The organism is Aeromicrobium sp. PFPM2_SD2, from assembly GCF_057364525.1.
The window spans coordinates 1-19,847 of the sequence record NZ_JBNFNZ010000010.1 but is presented as its reverse complement, the minus strand read 5'-3'; the positions used below and the strand labels follow the sequence as shown (position 1 = coordinate 19,847).

Annotated in this window: 29 protein-coding genes and 1 pseudogene; 14 read left to right on the top strand and 16 right to left on the bottom strand. The window is 71.0% G+C overall.

The features are described 5' to 3' along the window. On the bottom strand, positions 1 to 381 hold a 381-nt coding region (locus AC2W7G_RS01725), incomplete at its 3' end, for a hypothetical protein (protein WP_485866909.1). Between AC2W7G_RS01725 and AC2W7G_RS01720 the strand changes: the two are divergent. The 4 genes and pseudogenes from AC2W7G_RS01720 to AC2W7G_RS01705 form a co-directional block, all read left to right on the top strand. Then, positions 346 to 474, top strand: a pseudogene (locus tag AC2W7G_RS01720) (histidine kinase dimerization/phosphoacceptor domain-containing protein); the annotation flags it as partial. The gene AC2W7G_RS01725 and the pseudogene AC2W7G_RS01720 sit on opposite strands and share 36 nt — an antisense overlap. Before the next feature lie 142 nt (positions 475 to 616). Next, entirely contained in the window at positions 617 to 994 is a 378-nt protein-coding gene (locus tag AC2W7G_RS01715; protein WP_485866908.1) for an ATP-binding protein, read from the top strand. After that, positions 991 to 1,554, top strand: a complete 564-nt coding sequence (locus AC2W7G_RS01710; protein WP_485866907.1) for a response regulator — start codon at positions 991 to 993, stop codon at positions 1,552 to 1,554. The genes AC2W7G_RS01715 and AC2W7G_RS01710 overlap by 4 nt, the downstream gene beginning before the upstream one ends. Then, a complete protein-coding gene (locus AC2W7G_RS01705) occupies positions 1,473 to 1,655 on the top strand; it encodes a response regulator transcription factor (protein WP_485866911.1) in 183 nt (60 codons plus the stop codon). The genes AC2W7G_RS01710 and AC2W7G_RS01705 overlap by 82 nt, the downstream gene beginning before the upstream one ends. Before the next feature lie 96 nt (positions 1,656 to 1,751). Here AC2W7G_RS01705 and AC2W7G_RS01700 read toward each other — a convergent pair whose 3' ends face one another. From AC2W7G_RS01700 to AC2W7G_RS01680, 5 genes are all read right to left on the bottom strand, one after another. Further along, positions 1,752 to 2,417: a DUF4396 domain-containing protein gene (locus tag AC2W7G_RS01700; RefSeq protein WP_485866906.1), complete on the bottom strand. Its 666-nt coding sequence runs from the start codon at positions 2,415 to 2,417 to the stop codon at positions 1,752 to 1,754. A 166-nt stretch (positions 2,418 to 2,583) separates the two neighbouring features. Then, the gene (locus tag AC2W7G_RS01695) at positions 2,584 to 3,162 is read right to left on the bottom strand and encodes a DUF305 domain-containing protein (RefSeq protein WP_485866905.1); all 579 of its coding nucleotides are present in this window, start codon (positions 3,160 to 3,162) and stop codon (positions 2,584 to 2,586) included. 77 nt (positions 3,163 to 3,239) lie between these two features. Further along, positions 3,240 to 3,416 carry a hypothetical protein gene (locus AC2W7G_RS01690; protein ID WP_485866904.1) on the bottom strand — a complete coding sequence of 59 codons (177 nt, stop codon included), beginning with the start codon at positions 3,414 to 3,416 and terminating at the stop codon, positions 3,240 to 3,242. A 338-nt stretch (positions 3,417 to 3,754) separates the two neighbouring features. Further along, positions 3,755 to 4,021 (bottom strand): metal-sensitive transcriptional regulator, encoded by a 267-nt coding sequence (locus tag AC2W7G_RS01685; protein ID WP_485866910.1) that lies wholly within the window; start codon positions 4,019 to 4,021, stop codon positions 3,755 to 3,757. A gap of 2 nt (positions 4,022 to 4,023) precedes the next feature. Continuing rightward, complete coding sequence (locus tag AC2W7G_RS01680) at positions 4,024 to 4,428, bottom strand: DUF302 domain-containing protein (RefSeq protein WP_485866903.1); 405 nt, start codon at positions 4,426 to 4,428, stop codon at positions 4,024 to 4,026. A gap of 148 nt (positions 4,429 to 4,576) precedes the next feature. Between AC2W7G_RS01680 and AC2W7G_RS01675 the strand changes: the two genes are divergently transcribed. From AC2W7G_RS01675 to AC2W7G_RS01655, 5 genes are all read left to right on the top strand, one after another. Further along, on the top strand, positions 4,577 to 6,763 hold the full coding sequence (locus AC2W7G_RS01675) for an MMPL family transporter (RefSeq protein ID WP_485866902.1): 2,187 nt from the start codon (positions 4,577 to 4,579) through the stop codon (positions 6,761 to 6,763). Positions 6,764 to 6,827: 64 nt separating this feature from the next. Next, entirely contained in the window at positions 6,828 to 7,031 is a 204-nt protein-coding gene (locus AC2W7G_RS01670) for a YgaP family membrane protein (RefSeq protein ID WP_485866901.1), read from the top strand. Between the two features lie 131 nt (positions 7,032 to 7,162). Next, positions 7,163 to 7,753: an ABC transporter ATP-binding protein gene (locus AC2W7G_RS01665; protein ID WP_485866900.1), complete on the top strand. Its 591-nt coding sequence runs from the start codon at positions 7,163 to 7,165 to the stop codon at positions 7,751 to 7,753. Continuing rightward, on the top strand, positions 7,696 to 7,932 hold the full coding sequence (locus AC2W7G_RS01660; protein ID WP_485866899.1) for a hypothetical protein: 237 nt from the start codon (positions 7,696 to 7,698) through the stop codon (positions 7,930 to 7,932). Before AC2W7G_RS01665 ends, AC2W7G_RS01660 begins: the two co-directional genes overlap by 58 nt. Beyond that, positions 7,929 to 9,800 (top strand): FtsX-like permease family protein, encoded by a 1,872-nt coding sequence (locus AC2W7G_RS01655; RefSeq protein WP_485866898.1) that lies wholly within the window; start codon positions 7,929 to 7,931, stop codon positions 9,798 to 9,800. Before AC2W7G_RS01660 ends, AC2W7G_RS01655 begins: the two co-directional genes overlap by 4 nt. 30 nt (positions 9,801 to 9,830) lie before the next feature. Here the strand turns inward: AC2W7G_RS01655 and AC2W7G_RS01650 are convergent, their stop codons facing one another. The 3 genes from AC2W7G_RS01650 to AC2W7G_RS01640 are packed head-to-tail and all read right to left on the bottom strand — an operon-like array spanning position 9,831 to position 11,066. Next, positions 9,831 to 10,220 (bottom strand): hypothetical protein, encoded by a 390-nt coding sequence (locus AC2W7G_RS01650; RefSeq protein ID WP_485866897.1) that lies wholly within the window; start codon positions 10,218 to 10,220, stop codon positions 9,831 to 9,833. A 22-nt stretch (positions 10,221 to 10,242) separates the two neighbouring features. Continuing rightward, a complete protein-coding gene (locus AC2W7G_RS01645; protein ID WP_485866896.1) occupies positions 10,243 to 10,836 on the bottom strand; it encodes a hypothetical protein in 594 nt (197 codons plus the stop codon). Next, positions 10,833 to 11,066, bottom strand: coding sequence for a hypothetical protein (locus AC2W7G_RS01640; RefSeq protein ID WP_485866895.1), 234 nt, complete (start codon positions 11,064 to 11,066; stop codon positions 10,833 to 10,835). Before AC2W7G_RS01640 ends, AC2W7G_RS01645 begins: the two co-directional genes overlap by 4 nt. A gap of 134 nt (positions 11,067 to 11,200) precedes the next feature. Between AC2W7G_RS01640 and AC2W7G_RS01635 the strand changes: the two genes are divergently transcribed. Genes AC2W7G_RS01635 through AC2W7G_RS01625 form a run of 3 tightly spaced genes read left to right on the top strand, consistent with a single transcriptional unit; the run spans position 11,201 to position 13,492 of the window. Continuing rightward, a complete protein-coding gene (locus AC2W7G_RS01635) occupies positions 11,201 to 12,010 on the top strand; it encodes an ABC transporter ATP-binding protein (protein ID WP_485866894.1) in 810 nt (269 codons plus the stop codon). Position 12,011: 1 nt separating this feature from the next. Then, entirely contained in the window at positions 12,012 to 12,779 is a 768-nt protein-coding gene (locus tag AC2W7G_RS01630; RefSeq protein WP_485866893.1) for an ABC transporter permease, read from the top strand. A gap of 14 nt (positions 12,780 to 12,793) precedes the next feature. Continuing rightward, positions 12,794 to 13,492 carry a MerR family transcriptional regulator gene (locus tag AC2W7G_RS01625; RefSeq protein WP_485866892.1) on the top strand — a complete coding sequence of 233 codons (699 nt, stop codon included), beginning with the start codon at positions 12,794 to 12,796 and terminating at the stop codon, positions 13,490 to 13,492. 72 nt (positions 13,493 to 13,564) lie between these two features. Here AC2W7G_RS01625 and AC2W7G_RS01620 read toward each other — a convergent pair whose 3' ends face one another. After that, positions 13,565 to 14,371, bottom strand: coding sequence for a hypothetical protein (locus AC2W7G_RS01620; RefSeq protein ID WP_485866891.1), 807 nt, complete (start codon positions 14,369 to 14,371; stop codon positions 13,565 to 13,567). Continuing rightward, positions 14,368 to 14,958, bottom strand: a complete 591-nt coding sequence (locus AC2W7G_RS01615; RefSeq protein WP_485866890.1) for a GNAT family N-acetyltransferase — start codon at positions 14,956 to 14,958, stop codon at positions 14,368 to 14,370. The genes AC2W7G_RS01620 and AC2W7G_RS01615 overlap by 4 nt, the downstream gene beginning before the upstream one ends. A 29-nt stretch (positions 14,959 to 14,987) precedes the next feature. Between AC2W7G_RS01615 and AC2W7G_RS01610 the strand changes: the two genes are divergently transcribed. Beyond that, entirely contained in the window at positions 14,988 to 16,013 is a 1,026-nt protein-coding gene (locus AC2W7G_RS01610) for an alpha/beta hydrolase family protein (protein ID WP_485866889.1), read from the top strand. Between the two features lie 6 nt (positions 16,014 to 16,019). On the opposite strand, the gene AC2W7G_RS01605 is transcribed toward AC2W7G_RS01610, so the two are convergent. The 4 genes from AC2W7G_RS01605 to AC2W7G_RS01590 form a co-directional block, all read right to left on the bottom strand. Then, positions 16,020 to 16,985 carry an MsnO8 family LLM class oxidoreductase gene (locus AC2W7G_RS01605; RefSeq protein ID WP_485866888.1) on the bottom strand — a complete coding sequence of 322 codons (966 nt, stop codon included), beginning with the start codon at positions 16,983 to 16,985 and terminating at the stop codon, positions 16,020 to 16,022. Positions 16,986 to 17,197: 212 nt separating this feature from the next. Then, the gene (locus tag AC2W7G_RS01600) at positions 17,198 to 17,581 is read right to left on the bottom strand and encodes a hypothetical protein (protein WP_485866887.1); all 384 of its coding nucleotides are present in this window, start codon (positions 17,579 to 17,581) and stop codon (positions 17,198 to 17,200) included. 125 nt (positions 17,582 to 17,706) lie between these two features. Next, on the bottom strand, positions 17,707 to 18,051 hold the full coding sequence (locus tag AC2W7G_RS01595; RefSeq protein WP_485866886.1) for a DUF1330 domain-containing protein: 345 nt from the start codon (positions 18,049 to 18,051) through the stop codon (positions 17,707 to 17,709). Continuing rightward, complete coding sequence (locus AC2W7G_RS01590; protein WP_485866885.1) at positions 18,048 to 18,398, bottom strand: nuclear transport factor 2 family protein; 351 nt, start codon at positions 18,396 to 18,398, stop codon at positions 18,048 to 18,050. The genes AC2W7G_RS01595 and AC2W7G_RS01590 overlap by 4 nt, the downstream gene beginning before the upstream one ends. A gap of 128 nt (positions 18,399 to 18,526) precedes the next feature. Between AC2W7G_RS01590 and AC2W7G_RS01585 the strand changes: the two genes are divergently transcribed. Continuing rightward, a complete protein-coding gene (locus AC2W7G_RS01585) occupies positions 18,527 to 19,315 on the top strand; it encodes a helix-turn-helix domain-containing protein (RefSeq protein WP_485866884.1) in 789 nt (262 codons plus the stop codon). A gap of 7 nt (positions 19,316 to 19,322) precedes the next feature. Here the strand turns inward: AC2W7G_RS01585 and AC2W7G_RS01580 are convergent. Then, positions 19,323 to 19,847 (bottom strand): class I SAM-dependent methyltransferase (locus AC2W7G_RS01580; RefSeq protein WP_485866883.1); only part of this gene is annotated, 525 nt, incomplete at its 5' end.

Here is a 19,847-nt window from a genome sequence, read left to right as displayed (position 1 = left end):
CCGGGCTCGGGGAGCGACCGGCTCGCCCAGCTCGCCGTCCTCGTCGCAGCGTTCACGCTGGGGCTCGCCAAGCCTCCCGCCCGCGCGTGGCCGACGTATCTCGCCGCGGCCGTGCTGCTCGCGGTCGGCGGGACGATCAGCACCCGCGCTGGTGGCGACTCGCTCGCGACGTCGCTCGGCATCGGCGTGCTGCAGGCGGTCGGCACGCTCGCGCTGCCGGTCGTCGTCGCGCTGGTCGTCACTGCCCGGCGCGAGGTGCGCCAGGCCCGCGAGGGACGCGAGGCCGCGCTGCTCCGCGAGCGCGACGCTCTCGTCCAGGCGGCGATCGCCCGCGAGCGGACGGCCATGGCGCGCGAGCTGCACGACATCGCCGCGCACCACCTGTCCGGCATCGCGGTGATGACCGCGGCGATCGGCACCCAGATCGACACCGACCCCGAGGCCGCGAAGGCGTCTGTCGCCCAGGTGCGGCGGTCCAGCACGTCCGTCCTGCGCGACCTGCGCAGTCTGGTCGGACTGCTGCGCGAGGGGGACGCCGGACCGGGCGAGGTGCGTCCGGAGTCGCTGGCCGGCGTCGCCGCGCTGGTCGACGACGCCCGTCGCGGCCGGGCGCGACGTGGGCCTGACGGTGCTCACCGGCGAGCGTCCGCTCGGGCACGGTGTCGGACCGCTCGCCCAGCTCGCCGCCTACCGGATGGTGCAGGAGTCGCTGGCCAACGCGACCCGGCACGCCCCCGGCTCGCGGGTCGAGGTGACCGTGGACGACCGCGAGGCGTCCGCCGTCGTCGTGACCGTGGCCAACGACCGCTCCCCCGTGGCGTCCGTCGACGCCGGCGGAGGCGGGTTCGGGCTCGTCGGCATGCGCGAGCGCGCCGACCTCACCGGCGCGAGCCTCGACGCCGGGCCCACCGATGACGGCGGCTGGCGCGTCGTCCTGCGCGTCCCGCGAGACCCCGACGCCGACACCGAGACCGACCCCAGGGAGGACGCATGATTCGCGTCGTCATCGCCGACGACCAGGCGCTCGTGCGCGCCGGGCTGCGGACGCTGCTGGACGCCGAGCCCGACATCGAGGTCGTCGCCGTGGCCGCCGACGGACGCGAGGCGGTCGAGGCGGCGCGGGAGCATCGGCCGGACGTCGTCTGCATGGACATCCGCATGCCCGGCCAGGACGGCATCAGCGCCACCCGCGAGCTGTGCGGCCCGGGTGTCGCCGACCCGATCCCGGTGCTCGTGCTGACCACGTTCGACATCGACGACTACCTGTTCGGCGCGCTCGAGGCGGGCGCGTCCGGCTTCCTGCTCAAGGACTCCGAGCCCGAGGTGCTGGTCGGCGCCGTGCGCACCGTGGCCGCGGGCAACGGGACGCTCGACGACGCGCTGACCAAGCGGGTGCTGCGCGAGGTGGTGACCCGCCGCGAGATCGTTCCGGTGACGGCCGACGCGCGTCCGAGCTGCTCACCGCCCGCGAGCTGGACATCCTGCTGCTGCTCGCCCAGGGCCTGTCGAACGACGAGATCGCCGCCGAGCTGGTGCTGGAGACGTCCACGGTGAAGTCGCACCTGGCCCGGATGATGCCCAAGCTCGGCGTCCGCTCCCGGCTCCAGGCGGTCGTCTGGGCCTACCAGAACAAGGTCGTCGCGATTCCCGAGTGAAGGCGCACCCCCAGGCGATCCCGCGTGGGAAGGCGACGCGGCCGGGCGCTCGCCCGGTCGAGGTGGTCCCACCCGTCGGCCGTGCCCTCAGTGCCTTCACCGCTCGAGGCGACCAGCGCCGTGCGAGACGTCCGGGTCGGTGACGTCGGCCGCCACCGAGACGAGCAGGCCTCCGAGCAGGAAGGCGATGACGACCGCAGCCAGACCGCCGCTGCTGAGCTCGGGGATCCAGCGGCGAGCACCCTCGCCAGCAGCGCCGTGGTGGTGGTGCGTGAGCGCGTGGCCCTTTCCGCGTTGGAGCAGGTAGCGATTGACCGGGAAGGCAGCCACGAAGGCCACCGCGAGCGCGATCATCATGCTGAGCCAGAACGTGGGGTTGACCAGCCCTGCGTCCATGGCGCCGGGGATGACGAGCACGACCAGGTTGTCCACGACCTCCATCGTGAGGATGGAGAGCGTGTCGGCGGCCAGGACCAGGCTCAACGCGGACCCCACGGCCAGGCCGGCCCTCAGCAGCGGAAGGGTGGAGAGCGCGTAGCCGAACAGGAACGCCAGCGCCACCGAGATCACCACGGTGGGCGCCGCACCCAGGCCGGCGGCCGTGCCGAGGATCAGTCCGGTGATCTCGCCGATCGCGCAGCCCGTCAGGCAGTGCAGCGTCGCGCTGGCCGCCATGCGGGCCGACCCGTGTCCGTCATGCTCGGCGGCGCCGGAGCCCGGCCCCGAGTCGGCGGCGGGTTGGTGTCCGTGGTGCTCGCTCATGGGTGTCCCCTCGATCGACATGCCTCGTCACTCGATTCACACCATACCCCAGGGGGGTATTGTGTGCCGGTCCGTCAGCCGGACGCCCCAGCGCCGACTCCGGCAGGTGGCCCACCTCGGAGGACGGTCTCGTCCCGCCCTCCGAGGTCCGACGACCAAGACGGCATCAGCGGGCGAGGAGCTGCTCCATCTGGGCGATCTCGGCTTCCTGGTCGCTCTGGATCGTCGTCGCCAGGTCGACAGCGGCCGGGTAGGCGCCGTCGGACTCCTCGGTCGCGGCCATGTCGATGGCCCCCTGATGGTGCTCGATCATCATGGTCAGGAACATCTCGTCGAACTCCGTGCCGCTGGCCTGCTCCAGCGCGTCCATGTCCTCCTCGGTCATCATGCCGGCCATGTCGTCACCGCCCGCATGACCCATCTCCGAGTGGTCCATCCCGCCGCCGGAGTCGCCAGGGACGTCCTCGCCCCACGACTCCAGCCACGCGGACATCGTCTCGATCTCCGGCTCCTGGGCCTGCTGGATCTTCGTGGCGAGGGCCAGGACGCGCTGGTCCTGACTCCGCCCCTGAGCCATCTCGGCCATCTCCGTGGCCTGGCGGTGGTGCGGGATCATCTGCTGGGCGAACACGACGTCCGCGTCGTTGAACTCGTCGCCGGACGAGCTCGAGTCGTCCGCGCAGGCGGTGAGGACAGCCAGGCCGGCAACGGCGGCGAGGGTCGCCGCGAGCATCTTGGTACGCATGTCGTTCTCCTGTGGTGCTGGAAGTGTGAGGGGTCGTCAAGGGACGCGCGCCGCGATGGGCGCGCGCTCGTGACCACTCAGCAGCGCAGGATGCAGGTACGTCTGAGCGGGGACATCGGCTCGAACGAGGTCGAGGCGGATCCCAGGGTGAGCAGATGAGGAGCGGGGAGCTTCCACAGCACGCGGTGCAGACGGCGACGCCGGACCATGAGGAACGCGCCCGTCCCGACGAGCAGCACGAAGCAGACGGCCATCAGGCCACCGCAGTGCGCTCCGTCGAGGGCGCCGTGGTCGCCGTCGTCGCTCCCGTGCCCGGCGGAGGCGTGAGCGACGTCGGCGACCATCGCGTCGTCGGTGGCCGTCGCGCCGCGGCCGTGTCGGACGAGTCCATCGGCACCGCCGACGCGCCGTGCATCCCGAGGATGCCCACCGTCAGGGCGGCCGCCACGATCGCCATGATCGCCGCGGGAACCTGCCCCCGCGTGCGCAGTCGTGGTGATCGGATCGTCCTCACGCCCCGGATCGTACGTCAGCCGTCCCAGACGTCGCGGCGCACCGTGCGCGAGCTCGTCGCGCCCGCCGTACCGACCGGTCAGGCCAGCGACAGGAAGAGCTTCTCCATCTTCTGGACGTCGACGCTGGCGAGGTCGCCGTCGTTGTCGGCCAGGCACTGCTGGAGTCCCGCGGCGACGATGGCGTAGCCGGCCCGGGACAACGCCTTGTTGACGGCGGCGAGCTGCGTGAGCACGGACTCGCAGTCCGAGCCCTCCTCCATCATGCGGATGACACTGGCCAGGTGGCCGTTCGCGCGCTTCATGCGCGTGATGATCGCCTTGACCTCGGTCGGCTCCAGATCCACCATCAGCGGTTCTCCTTCAGGGCGTCGAGCGCGGACGTCAGCCGCGCACGCGCGTCGGTAGCCACCGTCCGCAGTGCCTCGTCCGAGCCCGCGAACGCGATCATGGCGGCGGGGTCGAAGGCCTCGACGACGGTGGTCGACTCCCCCGCGGACCGCACGACGACGTTGCAGGGAAGCAGGGCGGCGATCGAGGGGTCTGCCTGCAGCGCCTGGTGGGCGAGCTGCGGCCGGCACGCCCCGAGGATCACCTGAGCCGGGACGTCCACGTCCAGCTTCTTCTTCAACGTGGCCTTCAGGTCGATCTCGGTGAGCACGCCGAAGCCCGCGGTGGCGAGCTGCTCGCGCACGGCGTCGACCGTCTCCTCGTAGGGGCAATCCACCGTCGTCTGGATCGTGTACTCGGCCATCGCTGACCCTTCTCCGCTCGCGGGACGCGTCGCCGGCCGGCGGCGGTCGTGACCAGCCTACACCGATCCCCCCAGGGGGATGCTACGGTTTCGGCGGTATCCCCCGGGGGATACCGGTCACTGTGAACCATCAACGAACGGACGTGTCATGAGCCCCTCCCCCACCCGACCGCCGCGAGGACGTCGCCGGACGACCACCGCGGGCACCGCCGGTCCGCTGGGCCGCCTCGGCACCTGGGTCACCAGCCACGCGCGCATGGTGACCGTCGCTTGGCTGCTCGCCGTCATCGGACTGGGCGCCTTCGCACCACAGGTGGAGCACAACCTGTCGGGCGCCGGCTGGCAGGCGAACGGCTCGGAGTCGGTCGAGGCCCGCGAGCTCGCCCGCACCCACTTCGGCGGCAACGCGTCGTCGGCCATCCAGGTCGTCGTCCGTTCTGACGCCGGCAAGGTCACCGAGGGCGAAGGGGGCCAGGTGCTCGCGGCCGTCACACAGGTGCTCGAGGACGAGCCCCGCATCGCCGACGTCGTGGCACCTACACCCGGAGCGACGCTCTCCGCGGACGGATCGACCGCCATCGTGCTGGCTGGCGCCGGTGCCGACACCAACGAGATGGTGCGGGTCGCGACCGAGCTGAAGGGCGAGCTCCAGGACCTGTCAACGGACGCCGTGACGGTCAACCCGACCGGGTCGTCCCTGCTGTGGAGCGACTTCAACGAGGCCAACCTCGACGCGATGCTGAAGTCCGAGCTCATGTCGTGGCCCGTGACGCTGGCCATCCTCGTGCTCGCGTTCGGCGCCCTCGTCGCCGCCGGCCTGCCGCTGCTGCTCACCCTGGCCGGGCTGGTGGCGTCCGCCGGCTCGCTCGTGCTCATCAACGAGCTCGTGCCGGTCTCCATCTGGGCGATGAACTTCGCCATGATGTTCGCCCTCGCCCTGGGCATCGACTACGCCCTGTTCGTCGTCGTCCGCTACCGCGCCGCGCGCGCCGCTCAGCGCGAGGCCGGCCTCGAGGGTCGCGACGCCCGCCAGCGAGCCGTCGCCCAGACCATGGACACCGCCGGCAAGGCCGTGCTGCTGTCGGGTCTGACCGTGCTGATCTCGCTGTCGGCGGTCATGCTCGTCCCGTCACCGTCCTTCCGGTCGATGGCCGGGGGCATCATGCTCTCGGTCGTCTTCGTGCTCGCCGCGACGCTGACTCTGCTCCCGCTCGTGCTGTTCAAGCTCGACGACCGCATCAACAAGCTCTCGCTCCCGTGGTCGCGCTCGCACGAGCACCGGTCGTCGACGTTCGCCGCGTGGGGCGAGCGACTCTGGAAGCGTCCGATCGCGTGGGGCGCCGCCTCACTCGTCGTCCTGGTGGCGCTGGCTGCGCCGGTCCTGGGCCTCAAGACCGCGATGCCGTCGATCAAGGTGCTGCCCGAGGACGCCTCGGCGCGCATCGGCTACGACCAGGTCAAGGAGTCCTTCGGCGACGGCGCGCCCGGCACGCTGCAGGTCGTCGCGGACGCCGACGACGCGCAGGCCGTCACGTCCGTCCTCACGTCCGACCCCGGCCTGGCCGCCGCGATGCCCCCGATGCCGGCCAGCGACGACAGCGGGCTGGTCATGGTCCAGGCGGTGCCGACGGTGGACCCGTCGGACCCCCAGCTCGCCGCGACGGTGGACCGCCTGCGCGAGGACCTGCCCGCCTCGGCGGTGGTGGGCGGCGCCCCGGTCGAGAACCTCGACCTCAAGGCCCAGCTGGACGAGTCCACGCCGCTCGTCATCGGTGTCGTCCTCGTCCTGGGTTTCGTGCTGCTCCTCATCGCGCTGCAGGCACCGCTCATCTCGCTGCTCGGCACGCTGGCCAGCCTGCTGTCCACGGCTGCGGCGTTCGGTGTCGCGCGGCTGGTCTTCCAGGAAGGCCACGGTGCCGGACTGCTCGGCTTCGAGTCGCAGGGCTTCCTGGACGCCTGGGCGCCGGTGTTCTTCTTCGCGATGATCTTCGCCATCGCGATGGACTACACGGTCTTCCTGCTGGCCTCGGCCAAGGAGCACTTCGAGCGCAGCGGTGACCCGAAGGACGCCATGGTCGGGTCGCTGGCCCACTCCGGACGCGTGATCTTCGCCGCCGGAGCCGTCATGGTCGCGGTGTTCTTCACCTTCGCCCTGTCCGGGCCCATCCCGCCCAAGGAGATGGGTGTCGTCCTCGGCGTCGCGGTTCTGCTGGACGCGTTCCTGGTCCGGCTCGTGCTGCTGCCGGTCATGCTCCGGCTCACCGGCCGGGCCGCGTGGTACTCCCCCGCGTGGCTGCGCACGGTGCTGCCGAACGTCACCTTCGCCCACGACTGACCGTCCGACCTTCTTCCGGGCCGGGAGTCGCCATGACTCCCGGCCCACGCTCGAAAGGCAACTCATGAACATCGACCGCGCCGTCATGCTGCTGGCCGGCACCCTCGTCCTGGTGAGCGTCCTGCTCGCCGTGACCGTCTCCACCTGGTGGCTCGTGCTGGCCGCCTTCGTCGGCGCCAACCTGCTGCAGGCGAGCCTCACCGGGTTCTGCCCCGCGGCGGGCATCCTGCGCCGCCTCGGGGTCTCCGGCGGCTGCGCGTTCCGCTGACCCGCCAGGGGGTGGCACGGCCCCTTCCATCGAAGGATGCAACTCCCCGATCTCCGTCCTGAGCGGCTCGATGGCGAGGGTGCGGGATTCCTAGGTTCGTGGTGTCCCACCACCGCGACCGAGGAGCCCTCGTGTTCACCTCCACGTCCGACCCCAGCACCGCCGCGCCCGTGCCGCAGAGCACGGCCGCGCTGCGCCTGCTGGACGTCCACAAGTCCTACCCCGGCCCGGCCGGCGCGGTCGCCGCGCTGCGCGGCGTCTCGCTGACCCTGCCCGCCGGATCGTTCACCGCCGTCATGGGCCCGTCGGGCTCGGGCAAGTCGACGCTGCTGCACTGCGCCGCCGGCCTCGACACCCCCACGAGCGGACGCGTCATCGTCGGCGACCGCGACATCAGCACGCTCAAGCCGGACGACCTCACGCGCTTCCGCCGCGACCACGTCGGCTTCGTCTTCCAGGCCTACAACCTCGTGCCGCACCTGAGCGTGGCGGACAACGTCCGGCTGCCGATGATCCTGGCCGGACGCGACGCCGACCCGCGCTGGCTCGAGGACCTGCTGGACGCCGTCGGGCTCGACGGCAAGGCCGACCGGCGTCCCGGAGAGCTGTCCGGCGGGCAGCGCAGCGGGTGCGATCGCGCGGGCGCTGTACTCGCGCGACGGTCGTGTTCGCCGACGAGCCGACCGGGGCGCTCGACGCGCGCACCGGCGAGGCCGTCCTGACGCTGCTGCGCGACACCGCCCGCCGGCTCGGCCAGACCGTCGTCGTCGTGACCCACGACGCGAAGGTCGCCGCGGCCGCCGAGCAGGTGCTGTTCCTGTCCGACGGACGCCTGGTCGACATGCTCACGAGCCCGACCGCGCAGGCCGTCGCGGACCGCATGCTGGGGCTCGAGCGATGAGCGCGACGTGGCGGCTGGCCCGCTCTGGAGCGCGGGCGCACCTGCCGAGCCTGGTCGGCCCGTTCGTGGTGCTGGCGCTGGCCGGCGTGCTGGTGTCGGGCGCGGGCGTGCTCGTCGAGTCCGGGCTGCGGACGGACGGTGAGGCCGGGTTCCTGGTCGCGCTGGCCAGCTCGTTCTCGGGCACGGCGCTGCTGCTCGTGATTTTCGTTGTCTCGTCGACGGTCTCGCTCGCTCTGCGCCAGCGTCAGCGCGACTTCGCGCTGCTGCGCGCGGTCGGCGCGACGCGCGGCCAGGTGCGCCAGCTGGTCGGCCGCGAGGTCACGCTCATCACCCTGGTCGCCGCGCCGCTCGGTGGCCTGGTCGGACTGCTCGCGGTCGGACGCCTGACGCCGCTGCTGGAGTCGTCCGGCATGGTCGACCCCGGCTTCGAGCTGTCCCTCTCCCCCGTGCCGGTGCTGAGCGCGTTCGTCCTGCTGCTGCCGGTCGCGTACCTGGCGGCGCGGCTGGCGACCCGCGGCACCTTGCGCACGTCCCCGACGGCGGCGGTGGCGCAGAGCGTCGTGGAGCCGGCCGGCATCGGACCCGTCCGTCGCACGTCCGCGCTCGTGGTCGCCGGGCTCGGGCTCGCCGCCGCGTTCAGCCCGGTGTTCATGCCCGGGACGATGGGCGCCGCGCTCGCCGCGGTGTCGGCGTTCCTGCTCATCGGGGCGGCTGCGCTGGCCGGGCCGATCCTCGTCGACCGGCTCGTCGGCGTCCTGTCACGCCTGCCCGGCGGACCGGCGACGCAGCTCGCCCTGGCCAACTCACGCGGGTTCTCGCGCCGACTGACGCTGGTCGTCGTCCCGCTCTCCCTGGCGCTCGGCGTCGGAACCGTCCAGGCGACGGTGGACCGGACGCTCGCGGCCGCCGCCACCCAGCAGCTCGAGGACGGACTGACCGCGGACGCGATCGTCACCGGCGACCTCGATGCGTCCACGGTGGACGCGGTGGCGTCCGCGCCGGGCGTGGACGCGGCGGTGCCGCTGGCGTCGGTGCCGGCCAAGGTGCAGACCGACGACGAGAGCGAGTGGCTCGGCGCGCTCGGCTGGGAGCCGCTGTCGGTGCGCGCCCTGCCCGCCGGTGGCGTCGACGGGACGCTCGACCTCGGCCTCGTCGACGGCTCGCTGGCCGGGCTCGACGAGCCGGACACCGTCGCGATCAGCAAGGACGCCACGTTCGACACCGGCAAGGGCATCGGCGAGCGGATCACCTTCCGCTGGGACGACGGCAAGCCGGTCAAGGCGACCGTCGTCGCGGTCTACGAGCGCGGGCTCGGCTTCGGCGACTACCTGACCGGCGAGGCCACCCCGGCCGCGCACGGCGTGGACGTCCGCCCGGACACCCTGCTGCTGCGCACGTCCAACGCCGGCGCCGCCGCCGTCGCGGACCTGGGCGTGACGGTGACGGACGAGGCGTCCTACGTGGCGTCTGCGACCGCGGCCGGCGACGACCAGCGCAAGCTGTCGTCGGTATTGCTGCTCCTGTTGCTGGTGTTCGCCTTCGTCGCCGCCGCGAACGCCCTAGTGCTCGCCACCGCCGGCCGCCGCGACGAGTTCACCCTGCTCTGGCGCACCGGCGCGACCCGCCGCCAGCTCCGCCGGATGCTCCTCGTCGAGTCCCTGGTGATCGCCGCGTGCGCGCTGGTGATCGGCACCCTGGCCATCATCCCCACCGTGATCGGCGTCAGCGGCGGACTACTGGGGGCGGCAGTGCCGCCGGTCGCCTGGGCGACCTACAGCGCTTTGATGCTCGTTATTGTGGGCGTCCCACCGCTGCACCCGCGGCGGGCCTTCACGGCGCAATTCGGGACGCCGACAAACCGAGGGTGATCGGCTCGATTTGTCCGCACTCGCCGTGCGTCAGAACGGCGGCATGCTTTCAAGATCTTTCAATAGCGACACAAGCGGATCTCTGGTGAATTGCGATTTAACGAGGTCAAACAGGTTTCGAACTCGCCGAGCGACCCATTCGGGAGCCGGATCGAATTCCGTATCATCAGGCTCGCCTCGGCGAACACCCTCGCCATAGCAGACCCACTGATCAGTGATGCGATCGTCCATCACCACAGCCAGCACGTATGGCAATGCGCCGTCGTTATCGCGAGTCTGCAGAATAATCCCGGAATCATCGGAGAAATAGACGAACGAGTTGTCCGGAATGGACTCGGTCCAAGCGACGTTGCCGAATTTCGTTTGCTTGATCAGCAGGTCGAGAAACCTTGCGATGTCTTCGTCGGACAGTGCAGTCATGACAACCTCGATGCCGAGAAATTCATTGTGACCTCGAACGGAATTGCTGACGGAGGAATCCAACAACCACCGTCGCAAGAGACGTACCAATAACGATGCTTCCCATCGTCTCATGACCAGTGAAGGCGAGGACAAGCCCCACGCCCAACATCAACGAGAGCGCAAGGAAGGCTCGGTTCGCCGCCGTGTTGAGATGCTTACGATCCGCCTCGGCGTCAAGTCGTCGAGTTTCCGCCTCATAACGCTGAAGATCGTCATCCCGACGCCCGCGCTCGATTCGTGCTTCCTGTTCCCGCTCCAGCCGAGCCATCATCCGTTCGGGGAAGTTGACCTCGGGGAACTGTCGGTGAAGGTTTTCGAGCACGTGGTCGGCAGGCAATCCCGCGTAAGAGTCACCAGACTCCTGCCGGATGATACTGGTGATCCGGCGCTCGAAACGCCGCTCAATCACTAGCGCCAGCTTCTTCTCGCGGTCATTGATCACGAAGGACGACTCGGTGGAACCGAGTTCCGCCTCGGAGCCCGACTTCGGGGCATCCGCGAACGTGTCTGGAACCCTGCTTTTACCCGCGCCGTCTGCCTGGCCAACCAACGGCTCGTCACCAGGATCAGTCATTTGCGCTTCGAGCCACTCGCGCCTAGAGCCTTGAGTTCGCGGTGGGCCACAACCGCCGCCTCGTTGCGAAGAACTTTCGCGTCCGAAAAGAGACCGCTCGTTAGGATCCGAGGCGCGTTGGCCTTTCGCCTCGTGCTGAGCGCTCCCTGCCGGCGCAAGGTTTCGCCGGAAAGATCCATCAGCGAACCGAGTGCTTTCGCACTGCGGGAGAATCGCTTGGAACGATCCACGCTGTTCCTCCTATCGACTCGTGTCTGTACAGCATAGCGAGACTGGGCTATCCGGGCGGTCCGGAACTCAGACTGACTAGCCACGATGCCAAACTCTTGACCTTGACGCAGGGGCAACCCTTCACGCTCCCTGCATGACCACTGAGACACCCACTTCCGCCATCGCGGTCCGGGGCCTGGAGAAGTCGTTCGGGGACGTCCACGTGCTGCGCGGGGTCGACCTCGACGTCGCCCGCGGCAGCATCTTCGCCCTGCTCGGCTCCAACGGCGCCGGCAAGACCACGCTCGTCAAGATCCTCGCGACGTTGGTGAAGGCCGACGCCGGCACCGCCCGCGTCGCCGGCTTCGACGTCGCCGACGATCCCGCTCGCGTCCGCGAGTCGTTCAGCCTCACCGGACAGTTCGCCGCCGTGGACGAGATCCTCACCGGACGCGAGAACCTCGCCCTCGTCGCCCGGATGCGGCACCTGCCCGACCCCGGTGCCGTCGCCGACGAGCTGCTCGACCGGTTCTCGCTCACAGAGGCCGGCGGACGCCGCGCCGGGACGTACTCCGGCGGCATGCGACGCCGCCTCGACATCGCCATGAGCCTTATCGGCGACCCGCCGGTCGTCCTGCTCGATGAGCCCACGACCGGCCTCGACCCGCAAGCCCGGCAGGAGGTCTGGGCCGCCGTCGAACGGCTCGCGTCCGGCGGCGCCACCGTGCTGCTCACTACCCAGTACCTGGAGGAGGCCGAGCGGCTCGCCGACCGCATCGCGATCCTGCACCGCGGCCGCATCATCGCCGACGGCACGCTCGCCGAGCTCAAGGCTCTGCTGCCGCCGGCGCGCGTCGAGTACGTCGAGAAGCAGCCGACGCTCGAGGAGGTCTTCCTCGCCATCGTCGGCGACGACCCCACCCACGAGCCGACCGAGGCCAACACCACCACGAAGGAGCAGTGACATGACCACCCACTTCGCCGGCGACACCGCCGCCCTGACCGGCCGGTCGCTGCGCCACGTGCTGCGCAGCCCCGACACGATCATCACCACCGCGGTCATGCCCGTGGCGATGCTGCTGCTGTTCGTCTACGTCTTCGGCGGCGCGATCGAGGGCGACACCGGCAGCGACTCGTACGTCTCGTACCTGCTGCCGGGCATCCTGCTGATCACCGTCGTCTCGGGCATCTCGTACACCGCGTTCCGGCTCTTCGTGGACGTGTCCGCGGGCATCTTCCAGCGCTTCCAGACCATGCCGGTCGCGCGCTCGTCCGTGCTGTGGGCGCACGTGCTGACGTCCCTGGTGGCCAACGCGGTCGTCCTCGTCGTCGTCATCGCGGTGGCGCTGCTGATGGGCTTCCGCTCCGGCGCCAGCCCGCTCGCCTGGCTCGGCGTCATCGGCATCCTGGGCCTGTTCACGCTGGCGCTGACCTGGCTGGCGGTCATCCCCGGCCTCACCGCCAAGTCCGTCGACGGCGCCAGCGGCTTCGCCTACCCGCTGCTGTTCCTGCCGTTCCTCAGCTCGGCGTTCGTCCCCACGGACACCATGCCCGCGCCGGTCGCCGCGTTCGCCGAGCACCAGCCGGTGACGTCCATCGTGGACGTCCTGCGCAGCCTGCTCGCCGAGCAGCCGGTCGGGGACGAGCTGTGGGTCGCGCTCGCCTGGTGCGTCGGACTGCTCGCGGTGGCCTACTGGGGCGCGATGGCGGTCTTCCGCCGACGCTCGGCCTGAGGCAGGGTGTCGCCATGCTGACGATCGGACAGCTCGCCGCCTACACCGGCGTGACGCCGCGCGCGGTGCGGCTGTACCACCAGAAGGGCCTGCTGCCCGAGCCCGAGCGGGACGTCTCGGGGTACCGCCGCTACGGCGCCGAGGCGGTCGTCGAGCTCATCCGCATCCGCGTGCTCGCGGACGCCGGGGTGCCGCTGGCCCGGGTGCACGAGCTGCTCGCGGCGGACGAGGCGACGTTCGCGGCGGCGGTCGACGACATCGACCGCCGCCTGCGGCGCGAGATCGCCCAGAAGCAGGAGCACCGCCGGCGCATCGCCCGGCTCGCCGCCGGCGACAGCCTCGCGCTGCCCGCCGAGGCTGTCGCCTACCTGGACCGGCTGCGCAGCCTCGGCCTGCACGACCGCATGGTCGACGCCGAGCGGGACGCGTGGATCCTCGTCGCCGCTCAGCTGCCCGAGCACATGGGCATGCTCATGGAGATCAAGCAGGCCCAGCTCGACGATCCCGCGGTGATCGAGATGTACCGCGACCTGTGGGACATCGTCGACTGGACGCCCGACGACCCGCGCCTGCCCGCCGTCGCCGACAAGCTCGTGGCGATCTTCGAGGCGTCCCCGGACGCCGAGGCGAGGACGACTTCCCGCTCGCTCGCGAACTCGTCGAGCTGCTCGACCGCGTCTTCATCGACTCGGTGCCGTGCGCGTCCGCGCTGATGCGGCTGATCGAGGAACGCGGCTGGCGAGGCTGGACGCACCTGAAGCGGGTGCCGGTGCGGGTGGGGTGAGTCAGTCCAGCCAGCCGCGGTACAGCACCTCGTCGGGCAGCAGGCCGCTGAGCCGCGTCCACTCCGCGAGCCACTGTTGACGCAGGAGGGTCGGGCCCCAGTCCTCCGGACGCAGCTCCAGCGGGATCAGCGGGTCCGGTCGCATCGACCGCTCGAGCGCCTCGGCCAGAAGGAGCTGCTTGGCCAGGACCTGCTCGGCACTTGCCTCCGGTCGCGACCGGAGCGCCGACAGCGTCCGCTGCAGCGCCGCGTAGCCGGCGACGATCGGCTCGGCGGGCCACAGCAGCTCGGTGACGTCCTTCGAGTCCGTCACTCCCCGGACGTCCACCTCGGTGGCAGCCGCGCGCACGAGGTGCACGCGGTGGGACTGGTCCACGAGGTCGGCGAGGTCATGCGGGCTCAGGTACAGGCTGGTCCCGATCGCCGCGGCACCGGCGTCGACGAGCCGGCGACGGATCGCGTCGCGCGTCGCCCTCTCGGACTCCGGCGCGCTCACCGCGACCAGGTGCCAGCGACCGTCCCACGTGACGAGTCCCTCGTCCTGGGCCAGGGCGAGACGGATGGCCAGCCGGTCCCGCTCCAGCCGCGCCCGACCGCTCTCGGTCAGAGTCAGCGTCCCCCTGCGTCCGCGCCCCGACTGGACGACCTCGCCCGCGGCGATCATGCGCCGGATCGCGAGCCGCACTGGCTGGTCGTCGACGCCGGCAGCGTTCGCGGTGTCGTAGACGAGCGCGAGGTCGACCGGATCCCGCGCCGGGAGGAACGCCTCGATGACGGTGCGCGGCGTGACGGACGCGGGGGCGCTCACGCGGCCACCGCCCGCTGCATCGTCGTGTAGTCGTCGAACCCGTACAGGTGCCGCAGCACGCCGAGCTGTCCGTGATCGATCGGCACGAAGCCCAGCCGTCGGTACAGCGCAGCAGCGCGAGGATTCGTGCCGACCACCGAGAGCTGCACGGCCCGAGCACCCGTCCGCGCCGCGTGATCGAAGGACGCCTGCAGCAGCGCCGAGCCGACGCCTCGGCCCTGCCACTGCTGGTCGACGCAGATGCCGTCCAGCACGAGCACGTCCGTCTGGGGACGCGGGTCGAGTGGCGCCAACGTCGCGAGTGCCCGCGCGGACGACGTCCGCGAGAGGTGGGCGCGCAGGCCGCGCCAGGTCAGGTCGAGAGCGCCGCGGCCGTCCTCGTGATAGCCGCAGACGCCCACCGGACGCCCGTCGACACGGGCGACCAGCGCGCGGTCGGGACGCAGCGCTTCCGTCACGGCCCGGCGACCGACCGCAGCAGAGCGGAACGCCACCTTCAGCTTCGACGCGAACGCCGTCCAGTAGAGGCCGCCCAGCACGGCACGCTCGCTCTCGGTGAAACCGGGCTCGACCGTCGTCGTGATCACGACGCGAAACTATCATGTACGTTACGAACGTGTTCATACTGAACGGTCGACGCCGTCGCCGGTCCGCCGCCCTCGGCCTCGCCGTCCTGCTGCTGGTTGCAGGGGTTGTCGTGACCCTCGTCGGCAACGACTACCGCACGGACGAGCGCCGGGTATCCATCCCGACCAGCCAGGGACGCCTCGACGGAGTCCTGAGCGTCCCGGAGGACGGCGCTCCCCGCGGACTCGTGCTGGTGGTCCACGGCGACGGACCCGTCGAGGCCACGCACGACGGGTTGTACCGACCGTGGTTCGAGGCTGCCGCCGACGCGGGCTTCGCGACGCTGGCTTGGAGCAAGCCGGGCGTCGGTGCGTCCACGGGTGACTGGCTCGACCAGTCCATGAACGACCGAGCCGACGAGGTCTCCGACGTCATCGACTGGGCACAGCGGGACGCGTCGGTCCCGACCGACCGGATCGTCCTGTGGGGCGCCAGCCAGGCTGGCTGGGTGCTGCCGAAGGTGGCCGCCGCGCGGACCGACGTCGATGCCATCGTCGCCGTGAGCCCGGCGATCAGCTGGCTCCGACAGGGACGCTTCAACTTGCTGGCCGAGCTCGATCACGAGGGCGCGGACGACGAGGCGCGTCAGCGGGCGATCTCGATCAGCGACCAGACCCGGGTTCTTCTGGACCAGCAGGCCGACTACGAGACCTACCGCCAGCGCACGACCGACCCCGAGCCCATGGACCGCGCTCGTTGGGGCTTCGTCTCGCGCAACCACACCGCCGACGCCACCGGCGATCTGACCCGGATGGCTCACCGCCGGGTGCCGGTGCTGCTCATGCTCGGCGAGCACGACCGCAACGTCGACGTCGACGAGACCGCGTCCACGTACCGGCGGCTACTGGGCGACACGGTGGACGTCGCACGCTTCGACGCGGCGCACTCGATGGCCCGCCCGATCGTCGAGGACTCCGGCGCCGCCGGCTTGATCACCGGCGTCGTGTGGCCGCGCGCACTCCTGGCCCCGGGTGTCCTGGACACCTACCGCGACTACCTCGCCGACCTGCCGTAGCGGACTTCAGATCAGCAGGTCTCGCAGCATCGCGTCGGACGCGAACAGGGCGTCGCGGTCGTAGGTGGACGTGCTCGCCATGAGCTCGTCGGCGCCGGTGCGCTCGGCGAGCTGCTCGAGCCGCTTGCGGACGGTCGCGGGGCTGCCGGCAACGGCGCGGTCGAGCGACTCCTCGACGCGGCGGCGGACGATGTCCGGCCAGTCGCGCGAGCGGATGTCCGCGACCGACTCGAGCGGCCCGAACTCCCCCGTCTGCCGTGACATCGCCATCGCGTACGCCTCGGGCAGCGCGAGCTCGCGCGCGGTCGCGTCGTCGTCGGCAACGGTGACATCGAGCGAGACCGTCACCGACGACTCGCTGCCCTCGTGCGGCCGGAACGTCCGCCGGTACCGCGCCAGGATGCCCGGCAGCTCGTCCGAGTCGAGCACGGGTCCGCCGAGGACGACCGGGAGTCCGAGCCGGGCGGCGATGTCGATGCCACGCCCGGTCGCGAGCAGGTGCATCGGCACGGGCTCGGTAGCGGGACGGGCAGTGACGCCGGCGGTGCCGTCGAGGTAGGAGCGCAGCTCGACCAGGTCGTCCTCGAACTCGTCCACGGCGTCCATCTCACGCCGCAACGCGCGGCGCACCGGCGGGGTGAAGCCGAGTGAGCGGCCGAGCCCGAGGTCGACGCGACCGGGGTGCAGCGCCTCCAGGACGAGGAACTGCTCGGCCACCACGAGGGGCTGGTGCAGCGGAAGCATGACGCCGCCCGAGCCGATCCGGATGCGGGACGTGGCCGCGCCGACCGCGGCCAGCAGCACCGCCGGCGTGCCGGACGCGATGCCGGGGACGGCGTGGTGCTCGGCGACCCAGAAGCGCCCGTAGCCGAGCTGCTCGGCGTGCACCGCGCGGGCGATCGTCCCCTCCAGCGCCTCGGCGTCGGGACGTCCGGCGCGGGTCCGGGAGCGGTCGAGCAACGAGAGCCTCACGCCAGGGGCAACACTTTCACGTGCTCGGCCCTTCCCTGAACTACACCTCGCTCAGGCTCAACTCGAACTCATCGCCGAGGTATCACGCTTCGCGGCATCGTGCCGAAGGGCGCGCACGAGAGCATTTCCGACCGTCCCTGTGCGAACCCAGGCCCAACACACGGCGAAGATGAAGGCCAAGAAGCACATGCTGGCGCCCAGGCCCGTCTCACCTAAGCTGTTGAGTCGGCCCCAAACGGGTCGAATCCAAAGTTGGAGTTCAGATTCGACAGGACACTGCTCACTGCGATTGCGACGAGAATCAAGGCAAGAATCATCTCGATCACAGCGCCTACCACACCTCTGCCGCGAACAAACCGGTCGAACTTGGCAAAGTTCCTGGTCCACCCCCCGTTCTCTGCGATCCAGTCGATTGCCGCTTCGTCATCCATGTGGAGGATCGCCTCGAAATCTCGGTCGAGCGCCCTCTTCAATTCTCTTGCCACGTGATAGTCCCTGTCTTCGTCTTCCAGTGCGCCAGCGATCCTGCCAACAGATGGGGAATCTCGGGCGCGTTTCGTACCGCTCAAACCGAAACGAGGCGAACGATCGGACATCGATCATTCGAGCCTGTACTCCTGGCAGGACGGACTACTACCGAGAGAAGTTGGCCGTCCTGGCTGTGATCTTTTGGTCCTTGCCAGGTGAGCAGACGGCGGACGGATCGCCGAAAGCCCGCGCATCACGCACCGAAGATCGCGGCCACCGTCTTCGCGGCGCTGTACCCCTCCTCCACGCCCTCGAGCAGGACGACGTTCGACTGCGCGTGGTCGGTGCGTAGCGGCAGGATCGCCTGGTAGCCCGGGGACGCGTACCAGTCGCGGGCCGCCTGCAGCGACGGGAAGCCGATGACGATGACGTCGCCGACCGGCGGTCCCTCGAGAACCTCGGCCGTCGTGCCGTGCACGAGGAACTCGCCACCGAACGGCTCCATCGTCGCCTCGATCTGCTCCAGGTAGCGGCGGATGTTCGGGCCCAGGCGCACCCCGCGCAGGTGCCCGATCGCGTACCCGCGGCGCCCGTTCACGCGGGCACCCGGTCGAGGAAGCCGCGGACGTCCTGGATGCGTCCGTCGTCGTCGAGCACCAGCACGTCGAAGCCGACGACGACCGGCTCCTGCCCGGCCGGCCCGAGTCCCCACGTGAAGCGCACCTGCTGGTGGTGCGCGTCCGCCTCGGACGCGCGGGTGAACACGAAACCGGGGAACTGCGCGTGGACGGCGTCGATCAGCGCGCTCATCGCCTCGCGTCCCTCGACGGCGGCCAGGGGGTCGACATAGACGACGTCGGACGCCCAGTGCTCGGCCAGCAACCGGTCGCGCTCGGGTCCGGTCGCGTTCCAGGTCGCCAGGTACTGCTCGGTCACGTCACTCATGGGAGGTCTCCTTCCGACGTCGGCCCGGCGGTCGGACCGACATGAGGAGACTCGCCCCGGCAGCGGCGGACGGTCCATGACCTCCGAGGTCATGGGCGCTGGACTCGCCCGTCCCTAGGCTCACCGCCATGACACTGCTCGCCACCCCCGACGACCGGACGCAGGCCGGGGTCGGACCGATGCTGCGCACCTGGCGCGAGCGTCGCCGCTTCAGCCAGCAGGAGCTGTCGAACCTGTCGCGCGTCAGCACCCGCCACCTCAGCCGGGTCGAGACCGGCCGCGCCCAGCCGACCGCCGACATGGTGCTGCACCTGGCCGACCACCTCGACGTCCCGCTGCGCGAGCGCAACGCCATGCTGCTGGCTGCCGGGTACGCGCCGCGCTACCCGGACCACGCGCTCGACGACGGCTCCGTCGCGGACGTCATGGAGGGCCTGCGGCACCTGCTCGACGCCCACCTGCCGTACCCGGCGCTGCTGCTGGACGACGCGTGGGACGTCGTCGACGCCAACGCCGCGGTCGACGCGCTGCTGGTCGGATGCTCGCCGGCGCTGCTCGAGCCGCCGCTCAACGTCCTGCGGCTCTGCCTGCACCCGGACGGCATCGGCGGACGCATCCGCAACCGCGACCAGTGGGCGGCGCACCTGTTCCACCAGGTCGTCCACCGTGCCGCGCACACGCACGACCCGCGCCACCGCGCGCTGGTCGACGAACTGACCGGCTACCTCGGACGTCCGCCCGGCCCGCCGCCCACCTCCGGCCCCGTCCTCACGCTCGAGCTCGAGACGGACGCCGGGGTGCTGCGCTTCTTCAGCACGTCCGCCCAGCTCGACACCGCCACGGACGTCACCCTGGCCGGCCTGCACCTGGAGACGTTCCTCCCCGCCGACGCCGCCACCCGCGCGGCCTTCGGCTGAGGACGCGTCAGGCGTCGGCCGCCGCGCGGCAGCTGAGCAGCACCCCGACGACCAGCTCGTCGCCGATCAGCCCGACGATCGTCTCCTGCTGCGCCTGCGCCCGCTGCCACCGCTCGTCGTCGTGGTGGTCGCGCTCGACGACGTCCTCGACCTCGGTGGCGGCGCGGTCCCAGTCGTCCGGCGTCCGCGCGAGCTCGTCGAGGCGTCGCTCGGCCTCCACCACCAGCCCGACCGCCGCCAGGTCCGAGTCCAGCTCGGGCCGGCTCGGGAACGAGTTGCCCTCGGGCTGGTCGGGCAGCGACTCGACCGTCCGGACGTAGACGAGCAGCCCCACGGGCCCGCCCGGGACCACCACGCGTCGCAGCTCTCGCAGGTGCGCGCGCTTGTCGTCGACCGTGCAGAGCACCCCCAACGACCAGGACGCGGCGAACGCCCCGTCCGCGACCGGCAGGTGCAGCCCGTCGGCGACCACGACCGGACGCCGAACACGCCGTCGCGCCGCGCGGCCGAGATGCCGATGACCGGGACGTCC